The 26,230-nt window shown below is 40.3% G+C and carries 28 protein-coding genes; 7 read left to right on the forward strand and 21 right to left on the reverse strand.

Features of this window, described 5'->3' with window-relative positions:
* The first annotated feature begins 65 nt into the window (after nucleotides 1-65).
* Genes M1E96_RS14220 through M1E96_RS14230 form a run of 3 tightly spaced genes read left to right on the forward strand, consistent with a single transcriptional unit; the run spans nucleotide 66 to nucleotide 5,440 of the window.
* Nucleotides 66-2,153, forward strand: coding sequence for a peptidase domain-containing ABC transporter (locus M1E96_RS14220; protein WP_369427141.1), 2,088 nt, complete (start codon nucleotides 66-68; stop codon nucleotides 2,151-2,153).
* A 17-nt stretch (nucleotides 2,154-2,170) separates the two neighbouring features.
* A complete protein-coding gene (locus M1E96_RS14225; RefSeq protein ID WP_070924900.1) occupies nucleotides 2,171-3,499 on the forward strand; it encodes an HlyD family type I secretion periplasmic adaptor subunit in 1,329 nt (442 codons plus the stop codon).
* A 3-nt stretch (nucleotides 3,500-3,502) separates the two neighbouring features.
* Nucleotides 3,503-5,440, forward strand: a complete 1,938-nt coding sequence (locus M1E96_RS14230; protein ID WP_369427142.1) for a type I secretion system permease/ATPase — start codon at nucleotides 3,503-3,505, stop codon at nucleotides 5,438-5,440.
* Between the two features lie 106 nt (nucleotides 5,441-5,546).
* Here the strand turns inward: M1E96_RS14230 and M1E96_RS14235 are convergent, their stop codons facing one another.
* The 6 genes from M1E96_RS14235 to M1E96_RS14260 form a co-directional block, all read right to left on the reverse strand.
* Nucleotides 5,547-6,920, reverse strand: coding sequence for a hypothetical protein (locus tag M1E96_RS14235; RefSeq protein ID WP_369427143.1), 1,374 nt, complete (start codon nucleotides 6,918-6,920; stop codon nucleotides 5,547-5,549).
* 63 nt (nucleotides 6,921-6,983) lie between these two features.
* On the reverse strand, nucleotides 6,984-11,879 hold the full coding sequence (locus M1E96_RS14240; RefSeq protein WP_369427144.1) for a DUF1983 domain-containing protein: 4,896 nt from the start codon (nucleotides 11,877-11,879) through the stop codon (nucleotides 6,984-6,986).
* A gap of 52 nt (nucleotides 11,880-11,931) precedes the next feature.
* Nucleotides 11,932-12,537, reverse strand: coding sequence for a tail assembly protein (locus tag M1E96_RS14245; RefSeq protein WP_014657920.1), 606 nt, complete (start codon nucleotides 12,535-12,537; stop codon nucleotides 11,932-11,934).
* Entirely contained in the window at nucleotides 12,534-13,244 is a 711-nt protein-coding gene (locus M1E96_RS14250; protein WP_154611296.1) for a C40 family peptidase, read from the reverse strand. Before M1E96_RS14250 ends, M1E96_RS14245 begins: the two co-directional genes overlap by 4 nt.
* Nucleotides 13,241-13,984, reverse strand: a complete 744-nt coding sequence (locus M1E96_RS14255) for a phage minor tail protein L (RefSeq protein ID WP_318559233.1) — start codon at nucleotides 13,982-13,984, stop codon at nucleotides 13,241-13,243. Before M1E96_RS14255 ends, M1E96_RS14250 begins: the two co-directional genes overlap by 4 nt.
* Entirely contained in the window at nucleotides 13,981-14,325 is a 345-nt protein-coding gene (locus tag M1E96_RS14260) for a phage tail protein (protein WP_060561436.1), read from the reverse strand. The genes M1E96_RS14255 and M1E96_RS14260 overlap by 4 nt, the downstream gene beginning before the upstream one ends.
* A gap of 142 nt (nucleotides 14,326-14,467) precedes the next feature.
* Between M1E96_RS14260 and M1E96_RS14265 the strand changes: the two genes are divergently transcribed.
* Nucleotides 14,468-14,689, forward strand: a complete 222-nt coding sequence (locus M1E96_RS14265; protein ID WP_004916380.1) for a hypothetical protein — start codon at nucleotides 14,468-14,470, stop codon at nucleotides 14,687-14,689.
* Between the two features lie 26 nt (nucleotides 14,690-14,715).
* Here the strand turns inward: M1E96_RS14265 and M1E96_RS14270 are convergent, their stop codons facing one another.
* From M1E96_RS14270 to M1E96_RS14290, 5 genes are all read right to left on the reverse strand, one after another.
* A complete protein-coding gene (locus M1E96_RS14270; protein ID WP_004916381.1) occupies nucleotides 14,716-14,988 on the reverse strand; it encodes a hypothetical protein in 273 nt (90 codons plus the stop codon).
* Between the two features lie 11 nt (nucleotides 14,989-14,999).
* Nucleotides 15,000-17,930 carry a phage tail tape measure protein gene (locus M1E96_RS14275; RefSeq protein ID WP_369427145.1) on the reverse strand — a complete coding sequence of 977 codons (2,931 nt, stop codon included), beginning with the start codon at nucleotides 17,928-17,930 and terminating at the stop codon, nucleotides 15,000-15,002.
* A gap of 69 nt (nucleotides 17,931-17,999) precedes the next feature.
* A complete protein-coding gene (locus M1E96_RS14280; protein ID WP_249998949.1) occupies nucleotides 18,000-18,233 on the reverse strand; it encodes a hypothetical protein in 234 nt (77 codons plus the stop codon).
* Between the two features lie 65 nt (nucleotides 18,234-18,298).
* A complete protein-coding gene (locus M1E96_RS14285) occupies nucleotides 18,299-18,847 on the reverse strand; it encodes a UDP-N-acetylglucosamine acyltransferase (protein WP_249998948.1) in 549 nt (182 codons plus the stop codon).
* 55 nt (nucleotides 18,848-18,902) lie between these two features.
* Nucleotides 18,903-19,193 (reverse strand): Arc family DNA-binding protein, encoded by a 291-nt coding sequence (locus M1E96_RS14290; RefSeq protein ID WP_233693333.1) that lies wholly within the window; start codon nucleotides 19,191-19,193, stop codon nucleotides 18,903-18,905.
* 106 nt (nucleotides 19,194-19,299) lie between these two features.
* On the opposite strand from M1E96_RS14290, the gene M1E96_RS14295 reads away from it, so the two are divergent.
* Entirely contained in the window at nucleotides 19,300-19,476 is a 177-nt protein-coding gene (locus M1E96_RS14295; protein WP_369427146.1) for an Arc family DNA-binding protein, read from the forward strand.
* Between the two features lie 70 nt (nucleotides 19,477-19,546).
* The gene (locus tag M1E96_RS14300; RefSeq protein WP_369427147.1) at nucleotides 19,547-20,398 is read left to right on the forward strand and encodes a phage antirepressor N-terminal domain-containing protein; all 852 of its coding nucleotides are present in this window, start codon (nucleotides 19,547-19,549) and stop codon (nucleotides 20,396-20,398) included.
* A gap of 58 nt (nucleotides 20,399-20,456) precedes the next feature.
* On the opposite strand, the gene M1E96_RS14305 is transcribed toward M1E96_RS14300, so the two are convergent.
* From M1E96_RS14305 to M1E96_RS14315, 3 genes are all read right to left on the reverse strand, one after another.
* The gene (locus tag M1E96_RS14305; RefSeq protein ID WP_318558445.1) at nucleotides 20,457-21,026 is read right to left on the reverse strand and encodes a hypothetical protein; all 570 of its coding nucleotides are present in this window, start codon (nucleotides 21,024-21,026) and stop codon (nucleotides 20,457-20,459) included.
* A gap of 125 nt (nucleotides 21,027-21,151) precedes the next feature.
* The gene (locus tag M1E96_RS14310; protein ID WP_369427148.1) at nucleotides 21,152-21,499 is read right to left on the reverse strand and encodes a hypothetical protein; all 348 of its coding nucleotides are present in this window, start codon (nucleotides 21,497-21,499) and stop codon (nucleotides 21,152-21,154) included.
* Between the two features lie 54 nt (nucleotides 21,500-21,553).
* A complete protein-coding gene (locus M1E96_RS14315) occupies nucleotides 21,554-22,081 on the reverse strand; it encodes a hypothetical protein (protein ID WP_369427149.1) in 528 nt (175 codons plus the stop codon).
* A gap of 157 nt (nucleotides 22,082-22,238) precedes the next feature.
* Between M1E96_RS14315 and M1E96_RS14320 the strand changes: the two genes are divergently transcribed.
* Nucleotides 22,239-22,721, forward strand: a complete 483-nt coding sequence (locus M1E96_RS14320) for a hypothetical protein (protein WP_369427150.1) — start codon at nucleotides 22,239-22,241, stop codon at nucleotides 22,719-22,721.
* Nucleotides 22,722-22,724: 3 nt separating this feature from the next.
* Here M1E96_RS14320 and M1E96_RS14325 read toward each other — a convergent pair whose 3' ends face one another.
* From M1E96_RS14325 to M1E96_RS14355, 7 genes are all read right to left on the reverse strand, one after another.
* Complete coding sequence (locus tag M1E96_RS14325) at nucleotides 22,725-23,195, reverse strand: hypothetical protein (RefSeq protein WP_369427151.1); 471 nt, start codon at nucleotides 23,193-23,195, stop codon at nucleotides 22,725-22,727.
* Nucleotides 23,196-23,199: 4 nt separating this feature from the next.
* Complete coding sequence (locus M1E96_RS14330) at nucleotides 23,200-23,664, reverse strand: Panacea domain-containing protein (RefSeq protein ID WP_369427152.1); 465 nt, start codon at nucleotides 23,662-23,664, stop codon at nucleotides 23,200-23,202.
* A 239-nt stretch (nucleotides 23,665-23,903) separates the two neighbouring features.
* Nucleotides 23,904-24,176 (reverse strand): DUF1799 domain-containing protein, encoded by a 273-nt coding sequence (locus tag M1E96_RS14335; RefSeq protein WP_272537023.1) that lies wholly within the window; start codon nucleotides 24,174-24,176, stop codon nucleotides 23,904-23,906.
* A gap of 29 nt (nucleotides 24,177-24,205) precedes the next feature.
* Complete coding sequence (locus tag M1E96_RS14340; RefSeq protein WP_369427153.1) at nucleotides 24,206-24,508, reverse strand: phage tail assembly chaperone; 303 nt, start codon at nucleotides 24,506-24,508, stop codon at nucleotides 24,206-24,208.
* Between the two features lie 41 nt (nucleotides 24,509-24,549).
* Nucleotides 24,550-25,203: a phage tail protein gene (locus M1E96_RS14345; protein WP_060561428.1), complete on the reverse strand. Its 654-nt coding sequence runs from the start codon at nucleotides 25,201-25,203 to the stop codon at nucleotides 24,550-24,552.
* Nucleotides 25,204-25,249: 46 nt separating this feature from the next.
* Nucleotides 25,250-25,651, reverse strand: coding sequence for a phage tail terminator-like protein (locus M1E96_RS14350; protein WP_369427154.1), 402 nt, complete (start codon nucleotides 25,649-25,651; stop codon nucleotides 25,250-25,252).
* Nucleotides 25,648-26,229, reverse strand: a complete 582-nt coding sequence (locus M1E96_RS14355; RefSeq protein ID WP_060561426.1) for a hypothetical protein — start codon at nucleotides 26,227-26,229, stop codon at nucleotides 25,648-25,650. Before M1E96_RS14355 ends, M1E96_RS14350 begins: the two co-directional genes overlap by 4 nt.
* Between the last annotated feature and the right edge of the window lies 1 nt (nucleotide 26,230).

Consider the following 26,230-nt stretch of genomic DNA (forward strand, 5'->3'; position numbering starts at 1 on the left):
CATTTATCAAAATCTTAAATATATAAAACCAATAATTATAGATTAAAGGAATATTCACTTTTAAAATGGATAATGAACAAACGCAATCAACCTTATATTTCATTGGAATAATAATTAAACTTTCGGGTGATATTGACCATAATGAATTCAATAAAGTTATTGATAAAGAAAAACCTCTTCATGAATCATTAGCTGATATAAAAAAACTGCTAAATGTTAAATGTCGATTTAGAAAACAAAGTGATAGATCAATTGAGAAAATAGAATCCCCTTCAATTATCTACGATAATGATAACATTGCTTATCTACTCGCTAATTTTAATCATGAGCAAGTTCTTATACAGCGGTTTGGTAATCATGCACCTGAAATTTGGACAATAGATGAATTTAAACAAAAATGGAGCGGTAAATGGCTACAAGTAAAATCCACACAAAGTAAATTCGATATCACTTGGTTTCAAGCTGAATTTTTAAAATATAAAGATATTATTGCGTGGGTTTTACTATTTTCATTTATTTTACAAATACTCGCTTTAATCTCTCCTATTGTTATTCAAGTGATTATGGATAAAGTGCTTGTTCATAATAGTATGGCGACTCTGGATGTATTAATATTTGGCTTAATTATTGTCGCTATTATTGAAGTTAGTTTAAAAGGACTAAGAGAATATATTTATCATCACACCGTAAACCGTATTGATATTACACTAGGCTTAAAGCTAGTTAATCATTTACTGCACCTTCCTATCTCTTTTTTCAAAACACGCCAAATTGGTGCAATTGTTACTCGAGTCAAAGAGTTAGAAACTATTCGTGAGTTTCTAACGGGGAGCTTTTTTACATTATGTGTTGATGTACTATTTCTGTTTGTATTTATCTATGTGATGAGCCTACTTTCTTCAACGCTCACTCTGATCTTTCTCTGCTCTATTCCGCTTTATTTACTCGTTGCTTGGTGGCTAACCCCTAAAATTGAAGCCGCTGCTCATGAACAGTTTGCGAATATTGCAATCAATACATCTTTTTTAACAGAAAGCATTAATGGTATTGAAACAGCAAAAAGCTTATCTGTAGAGCCAAATTTTACTCGCCGATGGGATAAGCAAACTTCAGATATGAGCCACACCACTTTTGTTGCAGGGCAAGTGAGTTCTCGATCAGAACACCTTGTGATGGTAATTGAGAAATTAACCAGTGCGGTTATTTTATGGGTTGGTGCATCGGAAGTATTGGCTTTACAACTGACCATTGGGCAATTTATTGCTTTCCACATGATGGTCAACCATGCCAGCCAACCACTAGTAAAATTGGTCAAACTTTGGGGAGATTACATAAGAACAAAAGTGGCTATTGAGAAGTTAGCTCAAATAATTAATTTACCAACAGAGCAGACTAAACATGGAGAGCGTAAATCCTTAAAAGGATATATCCAGTTACGTAATATCTGTTTTCGCTATCAACCCAATATGCCGTATATTCTTCAAGATTTTAATTTATCCATTCGTTCAGGTGAAACATTAGGGATTGTTGGGACATCGGGTTCAGGGAAAAGCACCTTAGCACGTTTATTACTCCGTCTATACACCCCAGAACAAGGCGGTATTTTTATTGATGGAGTACCATTAACATCGATAAATATTCATTCATTAAGACAACAAGTTGGCATTGTCCTTCAAGAGAATTACCTGTTTAACCAAACTGTATTCGATAATATTGCCCAAACTCGTCCAAATAGCTCAATGGTTCAAGTGATACATGCTGCTAAAATGGCGGGTGCACATGATTTTATTTTAAAGCTACCAATGGGCTACGACACCATTCTATCTGAAGGTGGCTCATCGTTATCAGGCGGTCAACGCCAACGTATCGCCATTGCACGCACACTACTTGCGGATCCTAAAATTATCATATTTGATGAAGCAACCAGTGCCTTGGATGATGAGTCTCAAGCTATTATTCAGGAAAACATGCAACTTATCGCTCAAGGTAGAACGGTTATTACTATTGCACACAGGCTCTCCACGATACGTGATCATCAACGTATTATCGTCATGCAGGAAGGCAAGATCGTAGAGCAAGGCAGCCACCAACAATTAATTGAGCAAGGTCAGTTCTATAAACACTTGTGGTCATTACAGCAATCACTTAAATAATTACATGGATGTTAGCTATGAAACAGACAGCAACCAATACACGGTATGATCGTTTTTTACCGTCACATTTGGCATTATTAAAAAGCCCACCTTCTTATCTTGCATTGATGACTGCGATTATTATTAGTATAGGTATATTATTCGCTATTTTATGGTCCTACATTGGTAAATTAGATATTCAAGCCACCGCACAAGGCCGATTAATTGTTTCTGGAAGAACACAAATTATTCAGGCTTTTGAACTAAGTCGTTTGCAACATATTTACGTCGCTGATGGACAAAAAGTTAAAAAAGGAGACCCTTTATTGAGTGTGAATGTATTAGGGATCAATCAAGATATTCTGAATCTAACCTATCAAATTAACTTTCAAAAAATTGAAAAATTGGTTCACCATAGTTTGTTAAATCAGCAATCACCTGAGCTGAATAATGAGTTTGCTAGTTTATTATCTATTGAGCAACAACGGGTTATACAAACTTATCAAAACTTAAAAAATGAATATGACGCATTAGTCACTGAAATAAATAACGAGATAGCCATTAATAGAGCAAATTATTCAGCGAGAAACCTTGAATTAAAAGATATCAATTTATTAATCATTAATATTAAAAAACGACTTGATGCTCACAGCGCATTAAATGAAAAAAAACTTATTAGCCAAAAAGAGTTCTTAGAACAAGAACGTGAACTGCTGCATACCAAAAAAGAAAAAACAACAAAACTCGCCGAGCTGACTATTTTAGATAGTCAATATCACGCATTACAAGAAAAACTGAATCGTTTACAAACACAAAAGAACCAAGAATGGTATGAAAAATACCGACAGGCTGAGTTTAAGCATGCATCAGCCGAACAAGAACTCGCAAAAAACCAAGAAAGAGAGCAACTAGAAATTATTCGTTCTCCTGTTGATGGAACAATACAGCAACTAGCAACTTATACTTTAGGCGCTGTATTACAACCGGCTCAACAATTAATGGTCATTGTCCCTAGTAATGATGTGCAACTGGCTGAAGTCAAAATTCTAAATAAAGACATTGGCTTTATTCGAGAAGGGCAAAGTGCGACGGTGAAAATTGATGCCTTTCCTTACACCCGCTATGGCACCATAGAGGGCGAAGTTTTATCAATATCAAGAGATAGCACTCAAGATGAGCAACTTGGTCTCGTTTTTTTAGGGCAAATTAGCCTTAACAAGAAAAGTTTATTGGTTGAAGGTAATACTATTGAGCTCACGCCAGGTCTATCTGTCACGACAGAGATCAAAACGGAAAAACGTCGCGTTATTGATTATTTATTAAGTCCAATTCAAGAATATACCTCCACCGCGATGAGGGAAAAATAATCTATGGAAACGATAAATAACAACTATGGATTAGAGGCATTAATTTGGGTCGCTAACCATTATCAAAAAAGCCTCACTAAAGATCAGTTAATGCATGCCATAGGCATGAACTCTGTTTCACCAACAAATTGGGAACTCAGAGAATGTGCTCATATTACAGGTTATGAAACTGAGTTGCTTGAATTACACAAGCAACAATTTACTCATCTCCCTCTTCCCGCACTGGTTGATATTAATGGATGCTGGTTTGTATTATCAAAAGACAGTGATGACTCATTAATTTTAATTCATCCTGAAAGTAATAAAATAGTATCATTCAATGATATTCCTAATGACAATAATAAGATTATTGTTCTATTGATAAAAGAACAGCTTGAAATTGAACAAAAAAGAAAGTTTGGTATTAGTTGGTTTATCCCTTCAATATTACGTCAGCGTTCACAACTGAAAAATATTTTTATTCTTGCTGCGATCGTTCAGTTATTTGCTTTGATCAATCCTTTATTTTTCCAAAATATCATTGATAAGGTGCTAGTAGGAAGAAGCATTGATAGTTTGCATGTATTGGCTATTGGTATTATCAGTATTGCATTTGCCGAACCACTATATACATTTATCCGTAATAAAATTTTCAGTAATACGAGCTCACAAATTGGTTCAGAGTTATCAGGTAAACTCTATCGCCACTTAATGGCATTACCATTGAATTATTTTAAATTACGGCCAACAGGCAAAATCATTGCTCGGATCAGAGAAATGTCTCATATCCGCCAATTTTTGACCGGTTCAACATTGATGTTATTTATTGATTTACTGTTTGTTAGCCTATTTATCGCCATACTATTTTACTATAGTGCCAATATGACATGGATCCTCATAGGCTCCCTATTTGTCTTTTTTATCCTATGGATGATACTCGGCCCTATCATTCGACGACAAACGGAAAAGTCCTATCAGGCCGATGAAAACGGTTTAACTTTTTTAACTGAATCAATCACGGGTATTGAAACAGTAAAAACCACTGCCACCGAAAAGTATTTTTACCATCGTTGGCAGAAATTACTCAGTAAACAGCTAATTCAAGGCTTTAAAGTCACTATGCGCAGTGAAATTGCATCACAACTGATGACTTTAGTCAGCAAAGTCACTACTGCGCTGCTTCTTTGGGTCGGCGTTAAAGAAGTGATGAATGGCGGCATCAGCCCCGGTGAATTGGTTGCCTATAATATGCTAAGTGCCCATGTGACCCAACCAGTCTTGCGCTTGGCGCAAATTTGGCAAGACTTTCAGCACACCATTATCTCACTGCGTCGTGTGGGAGATATCCTTGATGAACCCATTGAAAATGAAAGAAAAGGAATAGTGAGTTCTGCATCTATCCATGGCTGTATCGACTTCCAAAACATTCGTTTTCGTTATCAACCGGACACACCAGAAGTCCTCAATAACCTTTCACTTTCAGTCAAAGCGGGAGAATTTATTGGCATTACAGGCCCTTCAGGATCTGGAAAAAGTACCTTAACTAAGCTGCTACAACGACTCTATATCCCACAACATGGTCAAGTGATTGTTGATGGAATGGATTTAGCCGTCAGCGATACGGTCACCTTGCGTCGACGCATGAGCGTGGTATTACAAGAAAGTATGCTTTTTGTTGGCACTATTACCGAAAACATTCGTTTGAGTAAACCGCAAGCCAGTGATGATGATGTGATTGACGCGGCAAAATTGGCGGGAGCCTATGAATTTATTATGAAACTCCCCGATAATTTTAATTATCACTTATCAGAAAGAGGTAGTAATCTTTCTGGAGGGCAACGCCAGCGTATTGCACTTGCGAGGGCATTACTGACAAAACCTGATATTCTGATTTTAGATGAAGCGACATCTGCGTTAGATTATGAATCACGGGATGTGCAAATATTGATTAATGATTTTTAGCTATCAAAGCCGCACTACAAGCCAGCCAGCATTTTTGCGATTTGCTTATTTTTGCCTATTTTTATCGATTCCTCTCATTTTTGTGTCACAATTTCGTCACAGTTCGTCACAGTGATTTTTCCTCAGATTTTTCAGTCTCCTCCTCCGCTTGCCTCTCCGCCTCCTCTTTCGCCAACCGCTCTGCTTCTGCTTGCTTGAGATTGTAGATAGAGTTACTAGGCATGTTTACGCGAACGTCGATCCAGTGACCGTTGGGAATATCACAATACTCATAGTCTTCGCGCTCAACTTTAAGCAGCTTTTCTTTCTTACCCTCTTCAGTGTCAACTTCAACAAGCTCATCTTTCAGAAACTCAGGGTAAGTCATTAAACGCTCAGCTTCTTGACGCTCATTTAACTCATGCTTGCGATAGCGTGTTTCAATGATAATGTCGCCATCGGGCAATACATCAAAGCTACCCCACACCAGCGGTAAATTGTTGATACCATTTGGGATGACCATGCCGCCGTGAATGCCGCCCCAGCTAGCATCGGAATTCATACCGAGTACGCCTTTTAATTTGTAGCGTCCGGTACCGAGCTTTTCGAGTTCAACGCCCTCGGATTCTTCGTTGAGTTCGATGTGATCAGCAAAAACTTTCACAATTGGCGATGCTGCTTTTAAGTTGCCGTTGGAGTCTTTTGTTGTGTTTAACGTTGAGTACAGCACTGAAGTCGGCGAAAACTCACCATTATCTAAAGTTCTAAAAGATAAACTTTTGTTTCCTGTTGTTTTACCAATTTGGAATCCATAACCTTCTGCGCGGACATTAATGGTATATGCGAATCCATTACCCCCCCATGGGTTATTAGTTGTATGACCTGGCATAGCATAAAAACCACAACCAAGCGTTGTTGATGTGTAGTTTTCAGAGGATTGAGCCAAGCTAGCTCCAATCCCATAATCACCAACTTGCATCAACGTGCCAGATTTGTCAGGCAAGGTATGCGTCCCTTTTGTCGACTTAATTGCGTTCTTACTAAAAGTCACATCACCAGAGATAGTTCCGCCCGTTTTATCAAACTTCCCATCTAGCTGCTTATCCATCTCTTTCGCCGTTCTCAGTTGCTGTGTTGTGCTATCGGGCAACGTCACTGTAATCGTACCGCTTTCTGTCGCCCATCGATTTAAGATATCGCTGAACTGCACATTCGCAACGTTCATTGCTACAATCTTGTTTGCTGCATCTGAAACGGAATTCACCATCGTTGTCAGTATTTGATACGGTGCATTGCTCACCGATGCAGGCACAGGGAAACTCAGTGTTATCTCTGTGTTGCTCTGAATAGACGCAATGCTGTTGATATAAATCGTTGCGCCATTTTGAATTAAAATAACCTGCTCTGCGGATACTCGCGAGTTGTTATCTTTCCACTTTGTGCCTGTGCCAATTAATTTTGTGCTGTTTGCTGTCGTTGTAACTGTTCCTGCGTTGTACATAATATTCTCCGAAATTTAGATACAAAAAAACCGCAATTAAGCGGTTGTTTAAGCGATAGACTTTTAACTGATTTTAAATGATGATGAGTTATGTTTGCAGGCAATAACCATTGCTGGCAGTATCTTAGTCGTACACCTCCCTGTATGATATGTTGTATATCTCACTGTAACGACAACGTCTTTTTTGCTAGCTGGTATTGTTGCGTAAAATGAGCAAACTAATTTCCATGACCCTCCATCTATCACTGCTGTTGTTTGCGGTGTATGTGTTACCCCATCAATAATGATTTGAACATAAGCATTGACAATTGCGTCTGAATAAGATCCTGCTGACTCAAACTGCATCGTTGGCATTAATAAATCAACATCATACGGCATCCCCCCTGTATAAATGATTTTTGACTCAATGACTTGGTCATATTTATTACCATGGACTTCATCTTTGGTGGCGTACTTGTAAGTTGCTGCTACCGCATTATCGCCAATTAACTTTTCAACATAAACTGTCCCATTAAACTCGCCATCAGTTGCATAAATCTTACCGGTTATTTCAGCGTCATTTGCAATCAGCTTCCCTTTTTCAAAATCCATCATAAGACCCTTTTTAGTTGCAGGATCCCAGTTTTTGGATTTGATAGTCGAACCGATTAACAGTTTTTCAATGGTCGCTTGATTAATAAACGCATCGTTAATAAATACTTGTCCATTCTCAACGAAAAATACCGGTTCCAACTTTCCGCTTTTTGGATTGAAGATACCAAACGTGTCAGCACTGAAGCCAATTTGCGTGACGACTTGGCCGTTTTTGACTTCTGCACCTAAAATCATCTGCGCTTCATAATATTGGCCATTCACAACAACGGCATTCTTGATACCAAAGATAGAAGATGCATTGCCTTTTTGGTCAACATAGGTCTTGGCTTGCGCTTCAAATGCCGCATTTAAGCCACCAAGTTCAGAATTAATTTTGTTAATCTGACTGCCACGGGTTTCTTGCTCGTTCGCGATCGCTTGCTTGTTAGACGTAATTTGCGTCTCTGCAAGCAACATGCGCTGGTCATTACTATTTTTGTATCTATCAATATCTTGCTTAGCGTCCGCTGCGTTCGATTTTGCCGTATTGGCGGTATCTTGCGCGGCTTCCACTTTCGCCGAAAGGGTATGATTGGATTCAGCAATAGCACCTTCGAGAGTAGCCTTTGTTTGGTCAACTTTTTGGTCAACAGCGGTCACTTTTCTATCGACAGAATTGATTTCGCTATACAGCTGCTCTTTCGTTTCCGTGATAGATTGCTGTGCATCCGCAAGGGTGCTTTCAACGCGTGTAAAACGGGCATTCACTTGTTCAAATTGTGAATCAAGCTGCGTGAACTTCTGCGCATAAGCTTTATCGTTATCAACAATAATTTTGTTGGTCTCACGAATAGAGGCTTTAGCACGTAAAAGCTCAGACCCTTGCTCATTTTGCTGTGCTGCGAGCTGTAACGTCGTTTCAGCTTGCGATGATTCGATGTTAGACTGCGTGTTTTGAAGGTTCGCTATCGTCGCTTCATTGCTATCAAAGCGTGAAGAAGATACTTGCTGAAGCTCCGTCAATGTCTTATCAGTCTCAGCGATAGCCTTTGTGTTAGTTGTCACTGCGGCGCTGATATCTGATAATTCTTTGTTAGTTTTATCAATATCTTTTTTCAGCTCTGCGCGCACTTGCTCTGTACGCTCTGATTGCGCTTTGTCTTTCTCTGCGATTGACTTACGTACATCAACAAATTCAGCTTGCGCCTCTTCAAATTGCGCTTTCACGCTCTCTGCTAGCTCAGCCGTTGCTTTCTCGTTCGTCGCTGTTGCATTCGCGATACGCTTAACTTCTGCTTTCGACTGTAGCAACTCAGAGCTGTGCTGATTCACTTGAGCTGTCGTCTGCATAATCGCTTCTGAAACTGCAAGCTCCACATTTGACAATGACGTCTCAAAGTGCGTGATATAGCCGCGCATCTCGCCGAATTCAGCTGTAGTTGATTGTTCAAACTTCGCTTGCGATTGCTTTAAATCGGCGGTTGCTGTTTCGACTGTTGTGACGCGTGATTTAACACCATCGACATCAGCTTTCACTTGACTGATTTGCTGCGCTGTTGCTTTCTCATAACTCGACTGAGCATCCTTAATATTCAGGATTTCAGATGCGTTATAATCGACTTTTGCGGTGATTTGCTCTTGCCAGCGCGCCGCCGCTTCTCTGTCAGTGACTTGCACTTGCTCAATGCGGAATATCTCAGCTTTTCTATCAGCAACCTCTTCTTTCAAGCTGAAATGAACTTCCGTCGTGAACTGAGTGTTCATCATCACCGCTTCGTTGACAGCTTCAACATCTCTATCAATGCTGACAACTTTCTGCTTCACATCAATAGCATCAAGCTCAAGCTCTGCAATCGCTTCTTTGCTAAAGTCAATCTGCTCTTGCATCTGCTTTCCAGCTTCGTTGGTGAGGAAGGTGTCGCCAACCGCGTCCAGAATACCCTCAACATCCGTTGATGACTCACCTAAAACAACATTTGTCCACTCGGATTGATTGCCGCTTTTATCTACCAGCCTTGCACGGAAATAGAACCGTACGCCAGCCTTTAGACCGGACATACGATACGATTTTAGCGGATAAGGTACATCAGCCAGCAGCTGCATAGATTCAACTGTGTTTTCAGATGAATATTGCAGTTCTGTTTTTAGCGTGTCGCTCGTGTTCGCATCAAATCCCCAATTGAGAGTAATTCCCCAAACCTCAGAAGTGGCTCGTAAATTTAAGGGTTTTGGTGGATTACCTTCTTTTCCGTTGAGTTGAGTTTCATCTGCATTAGCCCACACGCTGGAAATTTCAGACGCATTAATCGCCCGTACGCGAACTTGATAACGGCCTGCATAAATGCCATTAACTTCAAAACCCAGCGTTGATGTACGCGGGGCATTTATCCAGTTACCGTTGTCACGACGCCATTCCGCCTCATACGCAATCGCACTTTCAGCCGCTTCCCAATCAACCCGTAAAGTTGTAAATGCAATGCCTTGGTCTACTTGTGTGTATGATGAAATACGCACATTTTTAGGCGCTGGCTGTACTTTGGGTGGTATAACGGTAATGGGTCTTTCGTCAATACGTGCACCAGCATCGATATGCTCATAATTGTCAGGGTTATGGATAGCACCTGAGATGGTGTAAGTATTATCACCGTTATCGCTGATGTTAATAGCGCGGTACAACTGGATAGCTAAATCATCCGAATCAACCACCCATACCGCTTCTTTTTGCGGCACTTGCGAATATTCAACTGAAACGGTGACAACTTTTTGATTCACTGACGTAACAGTGCGCCCTTCTGATTTACCATCGGGCAAGTTCACAATTAAGCGATCACCCACTTTAATAGAGGTCGTTCTATCAAGCGTAATCTTGCGACCATCAACAGAGGAAATACGTCCGCCAGTGCTACGACCTGCCAATGTTGAATCGGCTAACCCGATAATATGACCAGGAGAAGGTATCGCGCCTTCAAGCCCTGTCGCAAAAGTGACCATGCGGTCATTCGCGTTCGTCAATAATGCCCAGCGACCACGACGATTGGCTTCACTGCGACGGGTACAACCAATTGCAGATAGCTCTGTTTTTCTTACACCATATCGACGCTGAAGCTTTAAGTCCGCGACGGCTTCAACATCATCATTGCTGTGGTTATCAATATCGGTAAAGGAAACTAATGCTTGAGTATAACGGTTTTGAATGCTGCCGCCTGAATAAGCTGGTTTACCACCAACAATATTTGCATTGGTAAACGTGCGAAATATAGGTTCAGGCATATCTGCAACGGCATTGACTTTGTTATCTGCCCAAAACGTCATACCTCTGAATATCGCTGCTATATCACGCAATACTTGATAAGCTGATTCTTGCGATTGAAAGTAAACATCACACATGAAACGAGGCTCTTTGCCATCACCCCCACGTCCATCTGGCACCATTTCATCGCAATATTGTGCAATCTTATACAGATCCCACTTATCAATTTGTGAAGCATTAATGCGATCACCACAACCGTAGCGGTTATTTAAAACCAAGTCATAAAACACCCACGCTGGATTATTGGTTGCTGCAAGCTTAAATGTGCCATCCCATACACCAGAGTAGGTGCGATTAATCGGGTCATAATTCGTGGGCACTTTGATAAGCAAGCCACCTTTAGGCCGTACACTGATTTTTGGGATGCGGTTATTAAATTGACGGGCGTTGAAGGTGATAAATAGCAGTGCGGTATTTGGATAACGCAGTTTTGCGTCAATCACTTCCACAACGGCGGCAATATTTATTTTATCGGCAATGCGTGCATTATTTTGGTTTTTTGTTAATCGACGAACACGCAATTGCCAGCCTGTATTCGCTTTAGGTAATTCAATGCGATGTGTTCGTTGGTATTCACTGGTCGTTTTACCGTCAAATGCCGATTTGATGACCTCCTTATACCCCGAACCATCCGTCGAAAGCTCAATGATATAATCCACACGATAGCCAGTCGTATCACCATTATCATGCTGTTGCATAAATTGCGGCGCAGAAAAACGAATGCGGACAGCGGACAATTGCGTATTATTGATGCTTCTGACATACGGCTGATCATCTTTCAGCTCCATCCCCACCGCGATTTCGTTATCAACGGAGGGGATACCTTGGATGTATTCTTGATGCTCACTACCCGCACGGAACTCCCACGTCACTCCTTCAAAGTTTTTAGAACCATCCGCATTACCAATGGGGGTATCATCAAGAAAGATCCGCGTATCATCCAACCCACCTGCTATTTCACCTTCTGAAATCGCCAGTAAAATTTTCGCGGTTGATTCCGCCAATAAACTATCGGGTGACTCGACGGGCGTATGTCCGCCTCCTCCGCCCCCTTTTGCACCTTGAATTTTCACCATATTTCACCCATAAAAAAAGCCACATAAGTGGCTATTCTGAAATTCATTGTTGTTATTGCTGATCTTCGGTATATATCCCTGCAGAGATAATAGCGCCGCCGATTTCGCGTCGGTCTAGCCCATAAAATAGCGGCACAGGATTACCTTGCGCAGTGGTGTTGACTGTGCCACCAAAGGCATAAGACGGTTTATTGTCGGCGTCTTGACGCACAGATAAGCCACGCGGCTGAGGTGACAGCATTTGCACTACGCCACCTAGCGCCATCGCAGCACCTCCCATAGCCAATGCCCCGCCCCATGTTCCAGCAGCAGTAAATGCAACAGATAAGCCGCCGGATAAAAATGCTGCCGCACCAATCATGGCCACACCTAAAATAGTCTGAAAAAATCCGCCTCGTTTACTTCCTTTAATGATTGGTGCTATGCGGATATCTTCTGTGGTATCAAGATGTAATTCATCTTCACTAATATTGCGCTTACCTTTAAATACAGCAAACTCTAGCCCTTTCAGGTGTGCATTCGCGAGGAATTGCTCAAAGCCGTCATAAAGCACTGATAATGCTTTTATGGCTTCACGAGGGGAATCTATATCTAATTTATGTTCACGCCCAAACTTTGCGCCCAGCACGCCGTAAAGCCGTATTGTTTTTAAACTCATACCAACTCCTTGCGTCTCACTATTTTTACCGTCCGATCGCGCCAGTAATCGCTGTAGGGTACTAACCTGCTGAGTTGACCATAAAGATGATGTAGCAGCATTCCATTAGAGATAACACCAGCGTGATTAGGCACATCGGCTTGCACTTGCATAATCACCATGTCACCTTCTTTAGGTTCACCAGTAACGTCGACAAAACCTGCTTTCTGGTAATTATCCATATACAGGTTTTCGCCTTCTTCCCACCAATGCCTATCGACGCTGTAGTTATGCAACTCAATGCCGTGCTTTTGTCGGTAGTAGTCCATAATGAGTGACCAGCAATCAGCATAACCCAGCACAAATGGCCGTCCTTCTAATTCGCGCTCACCTCGAGGTTGAATAACTCGGATGTCGCCCTCTGGCCACGATGCAATAACCCACGGCAATCCCGTTGCATCACACTGTAATTTATCTATTTCACTCGGTTGTGTTGTCACGCCATCACCACAATGGCTATGCACTATCGCAATTGGCTCACCCCAATCCTCAGCAATCGCATAATCTTCTGGAGAAAGCTCAAAATGCTCTGTTGGGTTATCTGAAAGATTGCGACAAGGAAAGTATTTTTTAACTCGACTTTTCTGACAGATAACTCCGCAAGCTTCTTTGGGGTATTCGGCTTTCACATGCTCAAATATCAGTTCAGTTAATTTTTTTGTGATCATCGTATTAACCCCGCTGCTGGGAATCCTCCAAAATCCAAAGGCTCATTTTCACCAAAGCGTTTTTTGCAGTCACTGATAAGCCCACCGCATTTGTCTAATGCAGGATCATCAACCGGCTCTCCACGCTCATTGAAATATTTATTGCCGGTATAGTTACACCCGCGACCACTGCGGTAATCACCCTTCATGCACCAATAGCACAGATTATGTATCTGGCGAACGGGTATCATAATTCCCTGTAAATCAAACGGGCTAGACAGCTCGAACTCAACAGCTTCACCAGCCACCTCGCTAGTCTTACGGTCAATGTAATAAACTTGGGTAAAGCACTCGTCGGGGTTAGCTGTTGGGTTGCCATCCGTGAAATTTTTAGCATCAAGATAGTGAGCAAAAGTTTCATAAATAGTGACCTTGGCTAAGGCCATGTCGTCAAATTGCAAGCATAATGACGATATCAGCCCATCGATGTTAGCAACCCTCAATGTTGGCCTTGGTGGGCTGCCATCGCTATTTTTTGACATGCCCTCAATTTCATAAGGCCATGCACCGTATTCATTGCCTTGCCACCAGATAGATTTTGGCTTGATGTCACCATTCGATTGCTCTATCTCTTCTGGTGTATGAGGCAAGTTGTAAGCGTGAAACCTAAGCACCGGCCCATCAAATTCAGATCCATCAACTTCGATAAGTTGAACCTTGTTGCCCGATTCTAGTTTTTGAATGTCAGATGTAATATTCATGCGCTAAAGGCCTGCTCGAATGTTGCTGTGATAGTGACTGCAAGACCACCAATGGGGGTCATCGTGATTGAATCAGCCTTAACGCGATACAACCCCTTTTCTCCAAATGGCGGTGTCCATATAAACGACCTCGTTGTGTGTTCACGGATAAACTTAAATATCGGCATCACCTCATCTTTCATTCCTGTATAGGTAAAAGGCCATGACTGTGATTCCGTGTTGATGCCATCTCCCGCAACTTGTTTATAACCATCGCCAAAAGTGACTTCTTTTATTCGATGAGTGAACTCACCCGTTGGCGTTTCTTGCGTTTGCATTCGCCACTTAAATTCTTCAATCATGGTTTACCTCGAAAAAAGACGGCATAAAGCCGCCTAATGATCAAATATCAGGATTTTCAATAGTTAAATTTGGTTTATGGTAAAAGTTCAGCCCTGTGAATTTAACCGAAGGAATGGCTGATTTACTTCGGTGGAGAATTAAATGAACATATTAAATAGAATGAATTTCACTCAAGAAGAAACTTTTTTATATCAAAAGGTTTGCTTAAACCATGCTATAAATCTATCAATAATTGAATTTTTAATATCCGAGTCTAACGACCCTGACGAGGCAAAGAAAAAGCTTGCAGGCTTGATCAATAAAAACGTCGACTCCCGTTCAAGAGGTGCGATAGATAATGATCTGGCGAAATTACTAAAATAAATAACAATGAGGCACTCGCATGTGCCTCAACTTGCATTGGTAATAAAGTTTTTTAACTCAGTCTTTGCCCATTGCATGGCTCTTTCTGAAACATCTTCAAAGCTCGCCTGCATATCAAGTTTCTCCTGGTATACTAACTTTAGATGAGGGGTGCTGTGAGTAATGTTGTCATTGTCTGATTCATTATGAATATAAATATCCACTTCAACAGCTGGAATACTAGCAAGTAACACCAGGCTATTAGCTGGAGTGTTATTGTGCATAAATGTTTTTCTAGGAAACCCCACTTCAATTTTCATAACTACCTCTCTTAATTGCCTTTGATTGTTCTTGATAATGCAGATGCAGGATTGCGTAATAGTGTATTAACACCATTCTCTATCATCTGTTGGAATTCGCGTTTTACTGCGCTTGTGTTCATTTGATTTGACTGCGATTGCTGAATTTGCCCGCCATTATCTAGCTTTATATCACCCATATTAATGTTGATATTGGTTCCACCAGCGCCTTGCATTCCATACATGCGTTGAACTGGCCGCGTTACGGACATTGATGCACTTCCACCAACCAGTCCGCCAGAAGAGTATCCACGTTTGCCAGACTCCATCAATCTATACAGGTTTTCTTTCCCTAGCTTTGCTGTACTATCCTTGTCAAATACGAATTCACCCTTGTGAACTACCCCAGCCGGGTCATGTTTCCCACCATCGCCAGTATAACCGCCACCAGCAAACCCAAGGAAACCACCTACCGCCGTTCCACCAAATGCCGCCTTCATCCCATTCAGCATCGCCATCTGCATTAGCATCTTAGTGGTCATTTCTAAGAATGAACGAGTGAAATCAGCAAAATTAGCTTTGCCTGTCAATACAAAATCAGAGAGACTGTCGCTCATCCCCTGAAATGCAGACTGGCTGATTTGAGCTACGTTGCCGTAAACATCAGTGGCTTGGTCTTGGAATTCAGCAAAGCCTCTCTTAACGCCTAACTCCCAGTCAGCACGAATGGAGTCTTCTTCAGCGTACCATTCCTTTAATTTGTCCTTTTTTTCAGGGGTGTCTGCTTGGTTTAATGCGCTTTTTCTTTGTTGTAATCGACTAGATAGCCCTGCTCCTTCCCTCAATGCTTTTATTTTTGCATTAAGGTTGTCCATCCATTTGTTCTGTTGGTCTAGCTCTCTATTTTTTTGCTTTTGAAGCTCAACCTCATCACCAGCTATGGCCAGTGCTTCTTGAGAAGCAAGAATATAGTCCTTTTTAGCAAGCAACGCCTTTTCGTCCTTGGTTAACTGCCTTGTTTTCTGAGCCTCCTCAAGGATTGATATTTTCGCTTCCATATCCCAAAGCTTTTTACGTTCAGCGCTAATTACATCAGCAACAGTTTTATGCTCTTTTAATACCTTAAGTTGAGCTTGTAGGGATAATAGTGCTTGATTTGCTGATTCGTCGGATCGGGTGCCATAATCTGGTCGGTAGGTTGGGGTTTTACTTTTACCTCTAGCTTTTTCTTTCTCGTAACGCTCTTTCTCTCGGCGGATGGCTTCATCTTTTGCAGCTTGTGAAGCATACGCTTTATTTTTTATCTCATTGAGTGTTCTCTGGTGCTTTTCCTCCGCTGTCTCATATTTTTTCTTTAATTCTTCATCAGCCATGAACTGAGATTTTTTACGCTCTTCTTGTTTTCTATCAGCCTCTTTTATTGCATTTTCGATATCGCGCTGATATTTTTTTTCATTCAATAAATCCAACTCTCGCCTTAAATCATCAGGCATCTGACCAGTTTTATTATAATGTAAACCTTTAGCTGCTGGATTTACTTGAAACTCAATAAGCTTCTCTTCATATTCCTTAATTTGTTGATCTAGCGTTCTTTCTCGACCAATGTTAAGCATCGCATCCCACGCTCCGCTTGCCATTTCTTTAACGCCTTCCCATGCAGATTCGAGATACCCCAAATTATCTTTTATCTGCTGGCTTCGGTCTTGCATGGCGTTAGCGTAAGATTCCATGGCTATCTTTGCTGCATCTTGCTCCTTACCTTGCTCTTGCAGTGTCATTATTTGTTCTAACTGAGTCGCAGTTAAAAAATGAAGGGATTTATCTAATTCAGTAACAGCTCTTACCGGATCTTCTTTCAGTTTCTGAAATTGTTTAATTGTCTCATCCACTGACTGACCAACTGCCTTCTCCATCGCAGCTGCTGTTTTAGACACCATATCAACTGCGTTACCAGAAAACGAACCCGACCCCACAACCTTTGATATCGCATCTGCCATTCCATGCTGAGTAATGCCATTGCCAGATAGGCTTCTAGCTAATGAATCTAATTGAGAGGCCGTTTTACCCGCATATCCACCTGTTAGAATGAGTTGTTTGTTAAACTCACCAAATTCTTTAGATCCTTGGTAAGCCGCCAAAGCTACTGCCGCCGCAGCACCTGCAAAACCAAACATAGCAACCCTTGCAGGGGTAATAAGTGATGTCAGTGCTTTTAATGAGTTTCCAATTCCCCCGAAAGAGTCTTTAATCTGCCCGCCCTGTTGAATCATCACCATCCATACAGGCATCCCAGACGCTAACGACGTAACGATATCTGTCATTTGAGCAGGCAATTGACGCATGGCATTTCGATATTGACCTATAGTAATAGATCCATTCATAAATGCTTTTTCTTGCTCCTTCAGCTTCGCAATCATAGGAGCAGCTTGTTGCGAAACGCCCATCTGAGCTGCTTTTAATTCAAGAATTTCCGTTCTAGTCTTACCAAGAACATCTGTCTGATTTTTTAATGATTGCAAAAACTCGTCAGCAGCCTGTTTCGCTTTGTTTGTTGCAGCTTCTTGAGCTAATAAGGCTTGCCCTTCAACTGTTAAAGACATATGCATTTTATGCAATTTGTCTCTCATCTGTTCCAGAATATTGTTGTAGTCACGAAACTGGTCTGTGGGTAACATTCCTTTCTTACTGGCTGAAGAAAGTTTCTCTTGCCATTCATCTAATCGTTCAAATGCTTTATTGGTGGGGTTGAGTTGATTCAATAACTCATGAAGCTCTTTACGCTGTTTCTCTGCGGCTTGAGTGGCTTTTTTCTGTGTATCAACTCCTCGCTTAAATTGCTCATTTAAATCCTGTGTTGAATCATTCACCTTTTCAGCTGTGCTACCGAACTCCTTTAACTTTTGCGTTCCACGCTCTAAGTCAGACGTTCTCACCTCAAGCGAAATAGTTGCTATATCTGTCATTTACCCTTCTCCAGCCGAAAAAAAACCACCCGAAGGTGGTTATTGTGTAATTATATCAATCATCAAATACTACGGATTTACGCCATAATTAGAGCGAAAGTCAGATTCCATTTTTTCACAAGCTCCAGCAATAAATCTCTTTTGTTCATCCGTTATTGATTTTTTATCATACTCGCTCCAGCAGTATTTTATCGCATCACGAGCCTTTGATTTTTCTTTTCCTTCTGGTGTTGATGATACAAATGCACCAAACCCCAAGAATGCCACAACCAAAATAATTATAGCTAATAATATTTTTTTCACGCTAAATCCCCATGATTCTCACTTTATGATAACTAAAAATCTTATATGCTCAGCTATGCTATTCATTACAATCCGTAATATGTTTTATTTACATCAAATGAATCAAGCTGCTCTAAAAATTTCTTAATGTTATTTTGCACTGCGCGATTCACTGACTCTCTGGCTCTCACGACTCCTAAGAACGCATAATTGAATGGAACTATGCCATCTGAAGTTATTTCGCTACTATAAAGTATCTCACCATTTGCTCTGTCAATAATTTGATATTTTGCTATTGAAATAGTTTTCATTTCAGCACCGAATGATGGGGCATTCAATGCTAGTACCTTAACTGACAAGTTAACTTTCTTTGTGACATCATCTTTGAAGATGGAGTTTTTTGCTAAAGCATCTTCAAGTGCTGACTTCCAAAATGCTGGAACAACTTCCATCCCTGCCTCAATATCACCTTTTTTCTCACTAGGCGATGCTAGAGAAACAGAAATTGATTTAAGTTCAGCGTCAATCTTATGTTTTGATGGTTGAATATCCTGAACAACAAAATTCAAAGGTGGAACAGATTGACACCCAGATAAGGCAATAATACTAAAGCAAATTAATAATAATTTCCTCACAACACCATCCTCGTTAGTTAATTTGTTATTAGCTTAATAAATTTTAACTTAATTGCTATTTTTTATTGTCTTTATTCTGCTGTTCGTCACTCATATTTTTAATTTTATCAAGATCCATTGTCAGTATAGTGTTCCCTTCCTTGCCTTTATTTACTTGCATAAAAGCCAGTACGCCAGATAACCACTTAGAGTCATTACTTGTATTCCCTCCCACTGCATCCTCTAAAATCTGAATGATTTCAGAGTTCATAGAGCGACCATTGGCTTTTGCTCTCTCTTGGATTTTTTCTTTTAACTCATCCGGCATTCTCAGTCCAAATGGTGCGATATTTCTCATACCCTTCATACAACCCCCAATTAAATTTGATATCACAGTGTAGCCAAATAATAGTTGACTTCATAGATACACGGTGTAATGATTACACCATGATATCAAGATGAGGTATAACTATATGAGTGACCAACTTTATACGCGTAGAGAGAAGGATAACTTTATGCTAAGGCTTCCTAAAAGAATGAAGGATGAAATTAAGAAGTTAGCTGACATGGATGGTATATCCATAAATTCAGCAATAGTTCAAAGGCTATCAAGAAGCCTAAGAGAAGAAAGAGTTAATAATGTTAAGTAAAAACAGCGAAGCCCCAACTGCAGCAACAGTCGAGGCTTCTAATTTGCCAGAAACTAACGAGGTAACTAGCATGACAAGTATATCAACTATTAACGTGCCATTCCACGGTAACAATTTATATGTAGTGAATTACAACGGACAGCCATATGTACCGATGAAACCTATCGTCGAAGGTATGGGATTAACTTGGCAATCTCAATTTGAGAAGATAAAACAACGATTTAAATCAACCATCACGGAAATCGTGATAGTTGCCGCAGATGGCAAAGAGCGCAATATGATTTGCCTCGCTCTGCGCAAACTTGCTGGCTGGCTTCACACTATTAGCCCTAACAAAGTCAAACCAGAGATCCGCGATAAAGTAATCAAGTATCAAGAAGAGTGTGATGATGTACTTTACGAATATTGGACTACTGGCGAAGTTAAGGCTAAGCCACGCAAACAGGTTAAACAAATCGCTGGTCGCATTACCTCAGAGCAGCAAGAAGCGATTAAGCAGCTAGTTTTAAATCGCGGTAAAGCATTACCAAAAGATAAGCAAGCAAAAGCAATGATTACTATGTGGTCATCGTTAAAAAGTCACTTTGGCTGCACATACAAAGAAATTGAGAGCGATAAATTCACAGAGGCATTATCACTAGCTGCTCGTGTTCCGCTCGAAGGTGAATACATTCCCAAAGAAGATCCAAGGGAGACTACTCACCTCTACGTTAACAAGGATAGAGATATCCATAATATAAATGCGCTAGCGAAACATTTCGAAGCAATCTACACAGCATGGAAAGTTGAGATATATCCTGCACTGCGTAGTATCGACTCACCAGTAGCCCCAAGATTATACGACCGATTCAAGGATGGATATTCATTCCTTCGGATGCTACAGGAAAGCCTTAACGGAAAGCATCCTGTACTAATCAAATAGATGGCAGGGCAAGGACGCCCTTTCTCATCCCACCCCCACACCAACTTAGAAGCTTATGTTATTTTCTTATGTGTTTCATTATATCTTTAGCAACATCAATGGCTACATTGTCCCATGCAGACTCTAGCGTTCCCGTTTGACTAGTGCCGCCAACGGTAGGGTCTTTCACTTGCGATTTGAATTCATTTTCCCATGATGTTCCATCAATAGTAAACATAGCCTTAAAGTAAACAGTCCCAACATCTATTGTTGGAGTTATATTGAAGATCCCTGCTGAATATTCGAACCCACTTCTAGCATCCAATACCTTGATTAATAACGGCATTCCAGACTTATTAACATCGACATGAGCGGACAGCGCCTCTTCTATTCTAGATGAAAGAGCCACACCTGTTGGTATTCTTGTTCTTGAACCTCCACCAACAAACCCATCAGCTCCTTGAACATCTATTCTTGATGGAAACGTTGACGGCTCCCAATCAATAGATATTTTTTCGTACTTAGGGTTGACATTTTCTTCCTTTACTTCTTTCATTGCCGTGTATGCTAGACGATTGTTGAATGGCAAATTTACTGTACACCCACTCAAAAACATAACGCCAACCATTGTCAAAGCAAATTTCTTCATCCCATCACCTATTTGTATTATTAATTTCCCTTATGATAGCCCGAAGGTGGTACAAAACAAAGCAAAAGACCTCAATCAAGAGGCGTAATGTGTGATCTGGATTGCAAGCCAAAGGACGGGCTAGATTATTTATACATTGCTTCATTTATCGTGCCAGACACATTATCTAGGTCAATACAATTGAATGTTAGAGTTCTATCCTCCAAAAGCACTCTAATGGAATATATCTTCTCCATTGAAGCGCCTACTTTCTGTGGATATCCAGCATACGGTGCTAATTGTTCTCTTTGCCACTTTTTGCAAGACTTGAAGTCGCCTAGCTCTTTCACTTTTACAAGTTGCTTAAAAGGCCGCACTACTTCAGGCTTTTTATTGTTATCTAGCATTGTTTGTAGCTCATCTAAGCTGTATGTAGTAGCCATTGCCGCCTGCGGGAAATACATAAGTAATATAACTGCTAGTGTCCTTTTCATCTCACCATCCCATCAATTAGTTTCAGTAATGTTAGCTTAGCGGGAGTGCAAACTCTATTTATCATCTGATTTATAAGTAGTGACACCAATAACCCCACCAAAGGGAACCTTCATTACTAAAAATTCAACAGTACCATAATCTGTTTTGATAGTTTTCTTTATCCCTTTATTTTCGAGAGTGTTACATGATTTTGTAAGTTCGGTTAGCTGCGTGGTATCAGTACCTAAACTAGATAGATAATTAATTTCTTTAGGTATATTACTGCAATCATTCGCATCTGACTCACTCACATGATACCCATTTGTAACTGAAATCAGTTTATTATTTTTAAATATCAGCATGACATTTATAGTCCATGGAGTGAAAGGCTCTTGGCCCTCTAGAAGAAAGTCTATCTCACACGCTTTATACCCTCGCATACCTTTACAATTACTTAGATCAATATTTTCAATGTTATTGACGCTTTCAAAGCTTTGCCCCCACTTCAAGCCAAACGGAGCTTTAGCTGCAGTCTTTAACTCTGCTGCATGACCATTAAAGCAAGCTAGCATTAACAATCCTGCGATAATTCCCTTTTTCATACATCACCATATTTAAGTTAAGTGCGTGAATGCTATGATATATGCAGAGTTCAGGCAATAAAAAACCCACCGGAGTGGGTTAGTTTTATGATGGTGCAAAATTTCCCCACTAAATATATAATCGGTTCATTCAGATAATATTTACATAAATTAGCTAATGAATAATATATTTAATGAAATTGCTAAGTACGCTTTTGATGAGATACAAAAACAAGCAGGTAATGCCGTGGTAAATAGCAAAGTGCATGAATTTGTTCTAGCCTTTAATGAACTAAAACCTTTTATTATGACTACTGTCGGCCTTGTAATTTTATTAATTACCATGGCCCTATACTCGAAAAGAGTATATAGGTTTTTCATTAACTCCACTCAGAAGAGCGAACTGATATCCTCTTTGCTAAAAGAAAGAATGGATATCGATCGCTACGGCAACGAAAGACCACCTATGGAGTTAATTGATTGCTGCAAGCAATATAAATACGACGCCCTTTTCCCTGCTGTGTTGAGCGAGATATCACATGCTGATTATGTCGAAATTTTAGCGCTGTGGGATAGCTTGAAAGATGCGAAGATTAGAAAAGTATCACCTTTGGAGCAAGTTAAAATCATTGACAAAATAGTTTTTAAATTGAAATGTTAATCATCACTTTTTTGTTGAACTGTTATTCTCATCAACTTCATACTTCCTATTAGATGGAAATAACCCTCTAATTACACCCAAGAATGCCGCAAAAGTATTCAGAGTCACGGCGGATGTGATAGCCACCAATACTGTATCTGAAAATATTTCAACATTAAAAAAAAGCTTACAAAAAGCCGTTGCAATCAACACAACGGCCCAGCCAAATAATGTTTTTTTAACTACATTATAGGCCTTGTCCCCAAATTTTTCCCTGAGAGCTCTGTCAGCTATTCTATCCTGAATATTCTGATTTGTAATAGAGTCTAATTGCTCCTCTGAAACATCGGATATTTGCTTAACGTAGAATTTATTTTTTTTGCTTTGTTGTGATTTGTGCTGGGATGCCCTATCCACAGCCTTGCTATCCTCATTAGATAGCTTTATTTGCATCTCATCTAAAAATGGCAACGACGGCTGTTCTTTCTTATCCATTATTCTAGATACACGATCTCAGTAACTCGTTTGTGATAACGCTGCCGCTTACTTTTGTTTTGGACCATGCCGCGTTTGGTTGGTGTGTTAATGCCGACAACTGAAATCCATCCAGTTCACCATATATGCTAACTATTTTATCTATAAGCTTGTTTGCGTTCATATCATTAATAGGAACGATCGGCTCAACCGCTTTCATTTTGCCGTCAAACATAGCGAAAGCTTTTATTTTGCTCGTTATAACATTGCCGCCATAACCTTTGACCTCATGATATAATGACGGAATTACAGGCCCATGCTGCCACTTTGCAAAAAAATCATCAATCAATGGGCTGTTAAGTAACTTAAGGTTCCATGATTGCGCATAAAACATAAGCTTTTGTAATTTCATTGGGGTCAAGTCTGGAATTTGCCCGTCCATCGCCCTTTGAATGAAGGCGTTCGCGACTGCTACAGCTGAATATGCCATATTATTGCCTCCTCAATCATGTGTATTTATACAGTATCTTCTTTACAACTATGATATCAGAACGGTATCACTTGTCCATAACTTGATCCACATTTTATTTATTAGGTCAAGCTTTGAACGGTAATCAATTATCGAATGCTGTATTCATAGGCATTACGCTACTATTGCTATCACCAAACCACTGTATACATACACAATGACACCTACTTGGTACGCATTGATGCTAGGGCATTGCTGCCCTATTTTTTATGCATCAATTCTAAAGCTTTTGATTCCATCAGTTGAATGTCATTAAATACGGCCGCTTTATCTTTGACGTTGAGTAAACCCATTACCTGATTTAATGGCATATAATCTAACCCTGTAACACCATTCATGCCTGTGCGCCACTGGGTGCTCATTGCTGAAAATACTCGATAGGAATCCCACACATCTGGAAGCACATCAACATCATCAATATCTGGAGGAAAACCAAAAGCCCGTTTAAACTCCGCAGCTTCTTTTACTGACATTCCTCCATACATTGCCTCAGCGACCGATATTAGTTTTTTTCACGATTACCTAACAATTCATTGTAATATGTTGTCGTAATAGCACTCGCCGCTGATGGATAATTGTCAAATAGCAACTTCAAATTATCCTCATTGAAAGGTTCTTCAATGGCCCAGTCAGTAATAATTTGCTTAAAGAAACCATCTACAGACTCTTCTTTCAAATCCTCCAGTTTGCTCATTGGCATATGGTTAAATGTAAAAGTAACCACTTCAGGTTTTTCTTTTCCAGCGACAGGAATTTTTACATCTGCTTTAAATCTTGGTTCAGGAATCAAAGTAAACTTAGGCATTGTTACCCCTTAAAAAATACCCCTCATAAGAGGGGATGTTATTATGCTGTCGCGTAGATTTGCATATCTGACTTGAGAGAAAAGCGAGCTGATACATTCTCAACCTCATTGATGGCTGTGTTCGGCACGCGCTGAAATGAAACACTTGCAGAGTAATAGCGATCTTCACCTGCTCGTTTGTTATAAAATCGTATGGCTGTTAACTGTTTTGTGTCATCCAGTTTCATCAGTAACTTACGAATTGGTAATTGAGCGTCATGAGCAAAAGTATAGACCTGAACGATACCCGATTTATATGTATCAATAGTTTCCGCTTGCTCATCTTCAAGAAATTGAATTTCTTGTGTTTGCTGCTCACCGCCTTCGGTGGATAGCGTCATTACCTGCGGCATGACCTCCCACTCTTGGATTGTTTTTAATGTTCCCTTCCCTCCGCCTGCTGGGAATCTTTCTGTGTCCGTGGTATCGACCCCCTCGAGAGTGACACTAGTTTCTGCCGCAGCCTTCACTCGATACACGCCAGACATTCTTTTCCAGCCAGATATTACTTGAACAATATCGCCAGCTTTCACGCCGCTAGATGCAGCCACGGTAAGAACCGCCTCTGCGGCGTTGCTTGCTGTAGTAAATTCTACTTCTTTACCATATTTACTTGCCACGTAGACTCGTGAGCCATTAGGAATGTTATAGGCCATTGTTAACCTCTATTTTTAGGTATAAAAAAACCGCAATTAAGCGGCGTTATCGGATTGCGTTACATCGATAGGATGCACGAATAGGAATAGTGTAATTTGCTTCATCTGAAATTGGAGGGAGCTGATTAGGCTCTCCGTTAATGTAGATACCCGCCCCTAATGTTAATCCATTTTCTAATCTGTTTTTAACGTCATCAGCAATAGTTGATATCTTATCGTCCCCACTCCCTACTTTCCCAACTACGTTAATTTGGATAACACCACGATAAACAGGCATATCCAGAGATAACCCAATGTTATCCGTTTCTGCAGGCATGACATGGAGTTGAAGATAGAGATCGTTAATATCATTAAAAGGAAGATTGGGCCATGCGATTTTTAGGTTTAAATCCTTACCAATACTCGCAACCAGCTTTCGTATTTCAGCATTAATTGTCGACTGATTCATGATTTAGTTTCCGATACGGCAGAGTTGAAAAACTGACTAAATTCCTCAGCAGTCACAGCAACCATGCCGTTAGGTGCTTGTTTCGAATGCCCCATTTCGAGGCGGTAAGCATAAGGTACATTGTTTGTGAAATAGATAGCTTTCATTCCTACCTTAAATTGTTCAATAACAACGTTGCCTAACGCCTTTGTCATATTGCCTGACTTATCTATGCGCCCCGTCTCGCCTTCCGCTGGGGCATCAAATGACACCTGCCAATTACCTCTAAACCGCCCCCCTGTATAACCAGGAGGAACATAAATATCCATAGAGTCATTAACACGAACACGCTTTTTTAATTGACGTCGCTTTGGTGTTAAATTATTAGGATCTTGTTTTAGATATTCATTATGTTCAAAAACTGCTTTATTGTAGTTTGAGGCAACCCTATTAACTTCCCATAATTCAGGATTTCCAACAGGTGACATATCAACAAGCTTCGCTAATATTTTAAACCCTGTATTTTTGACAACCGTTTCAATATTTGCGTTAGATTTGTCGATAAATAAGTTAATCGACTTCATAAACTGATCTGACATG

Source organism: Providencia sp. PROV236 (genome assembly GCF_033676985.1).
GTDB lineage: Bacteria > Pseudomonadota > Gammaproteobacteria > Enterobacterales > Enterobacteriaceae > Providencia > Providencia manganoxydans.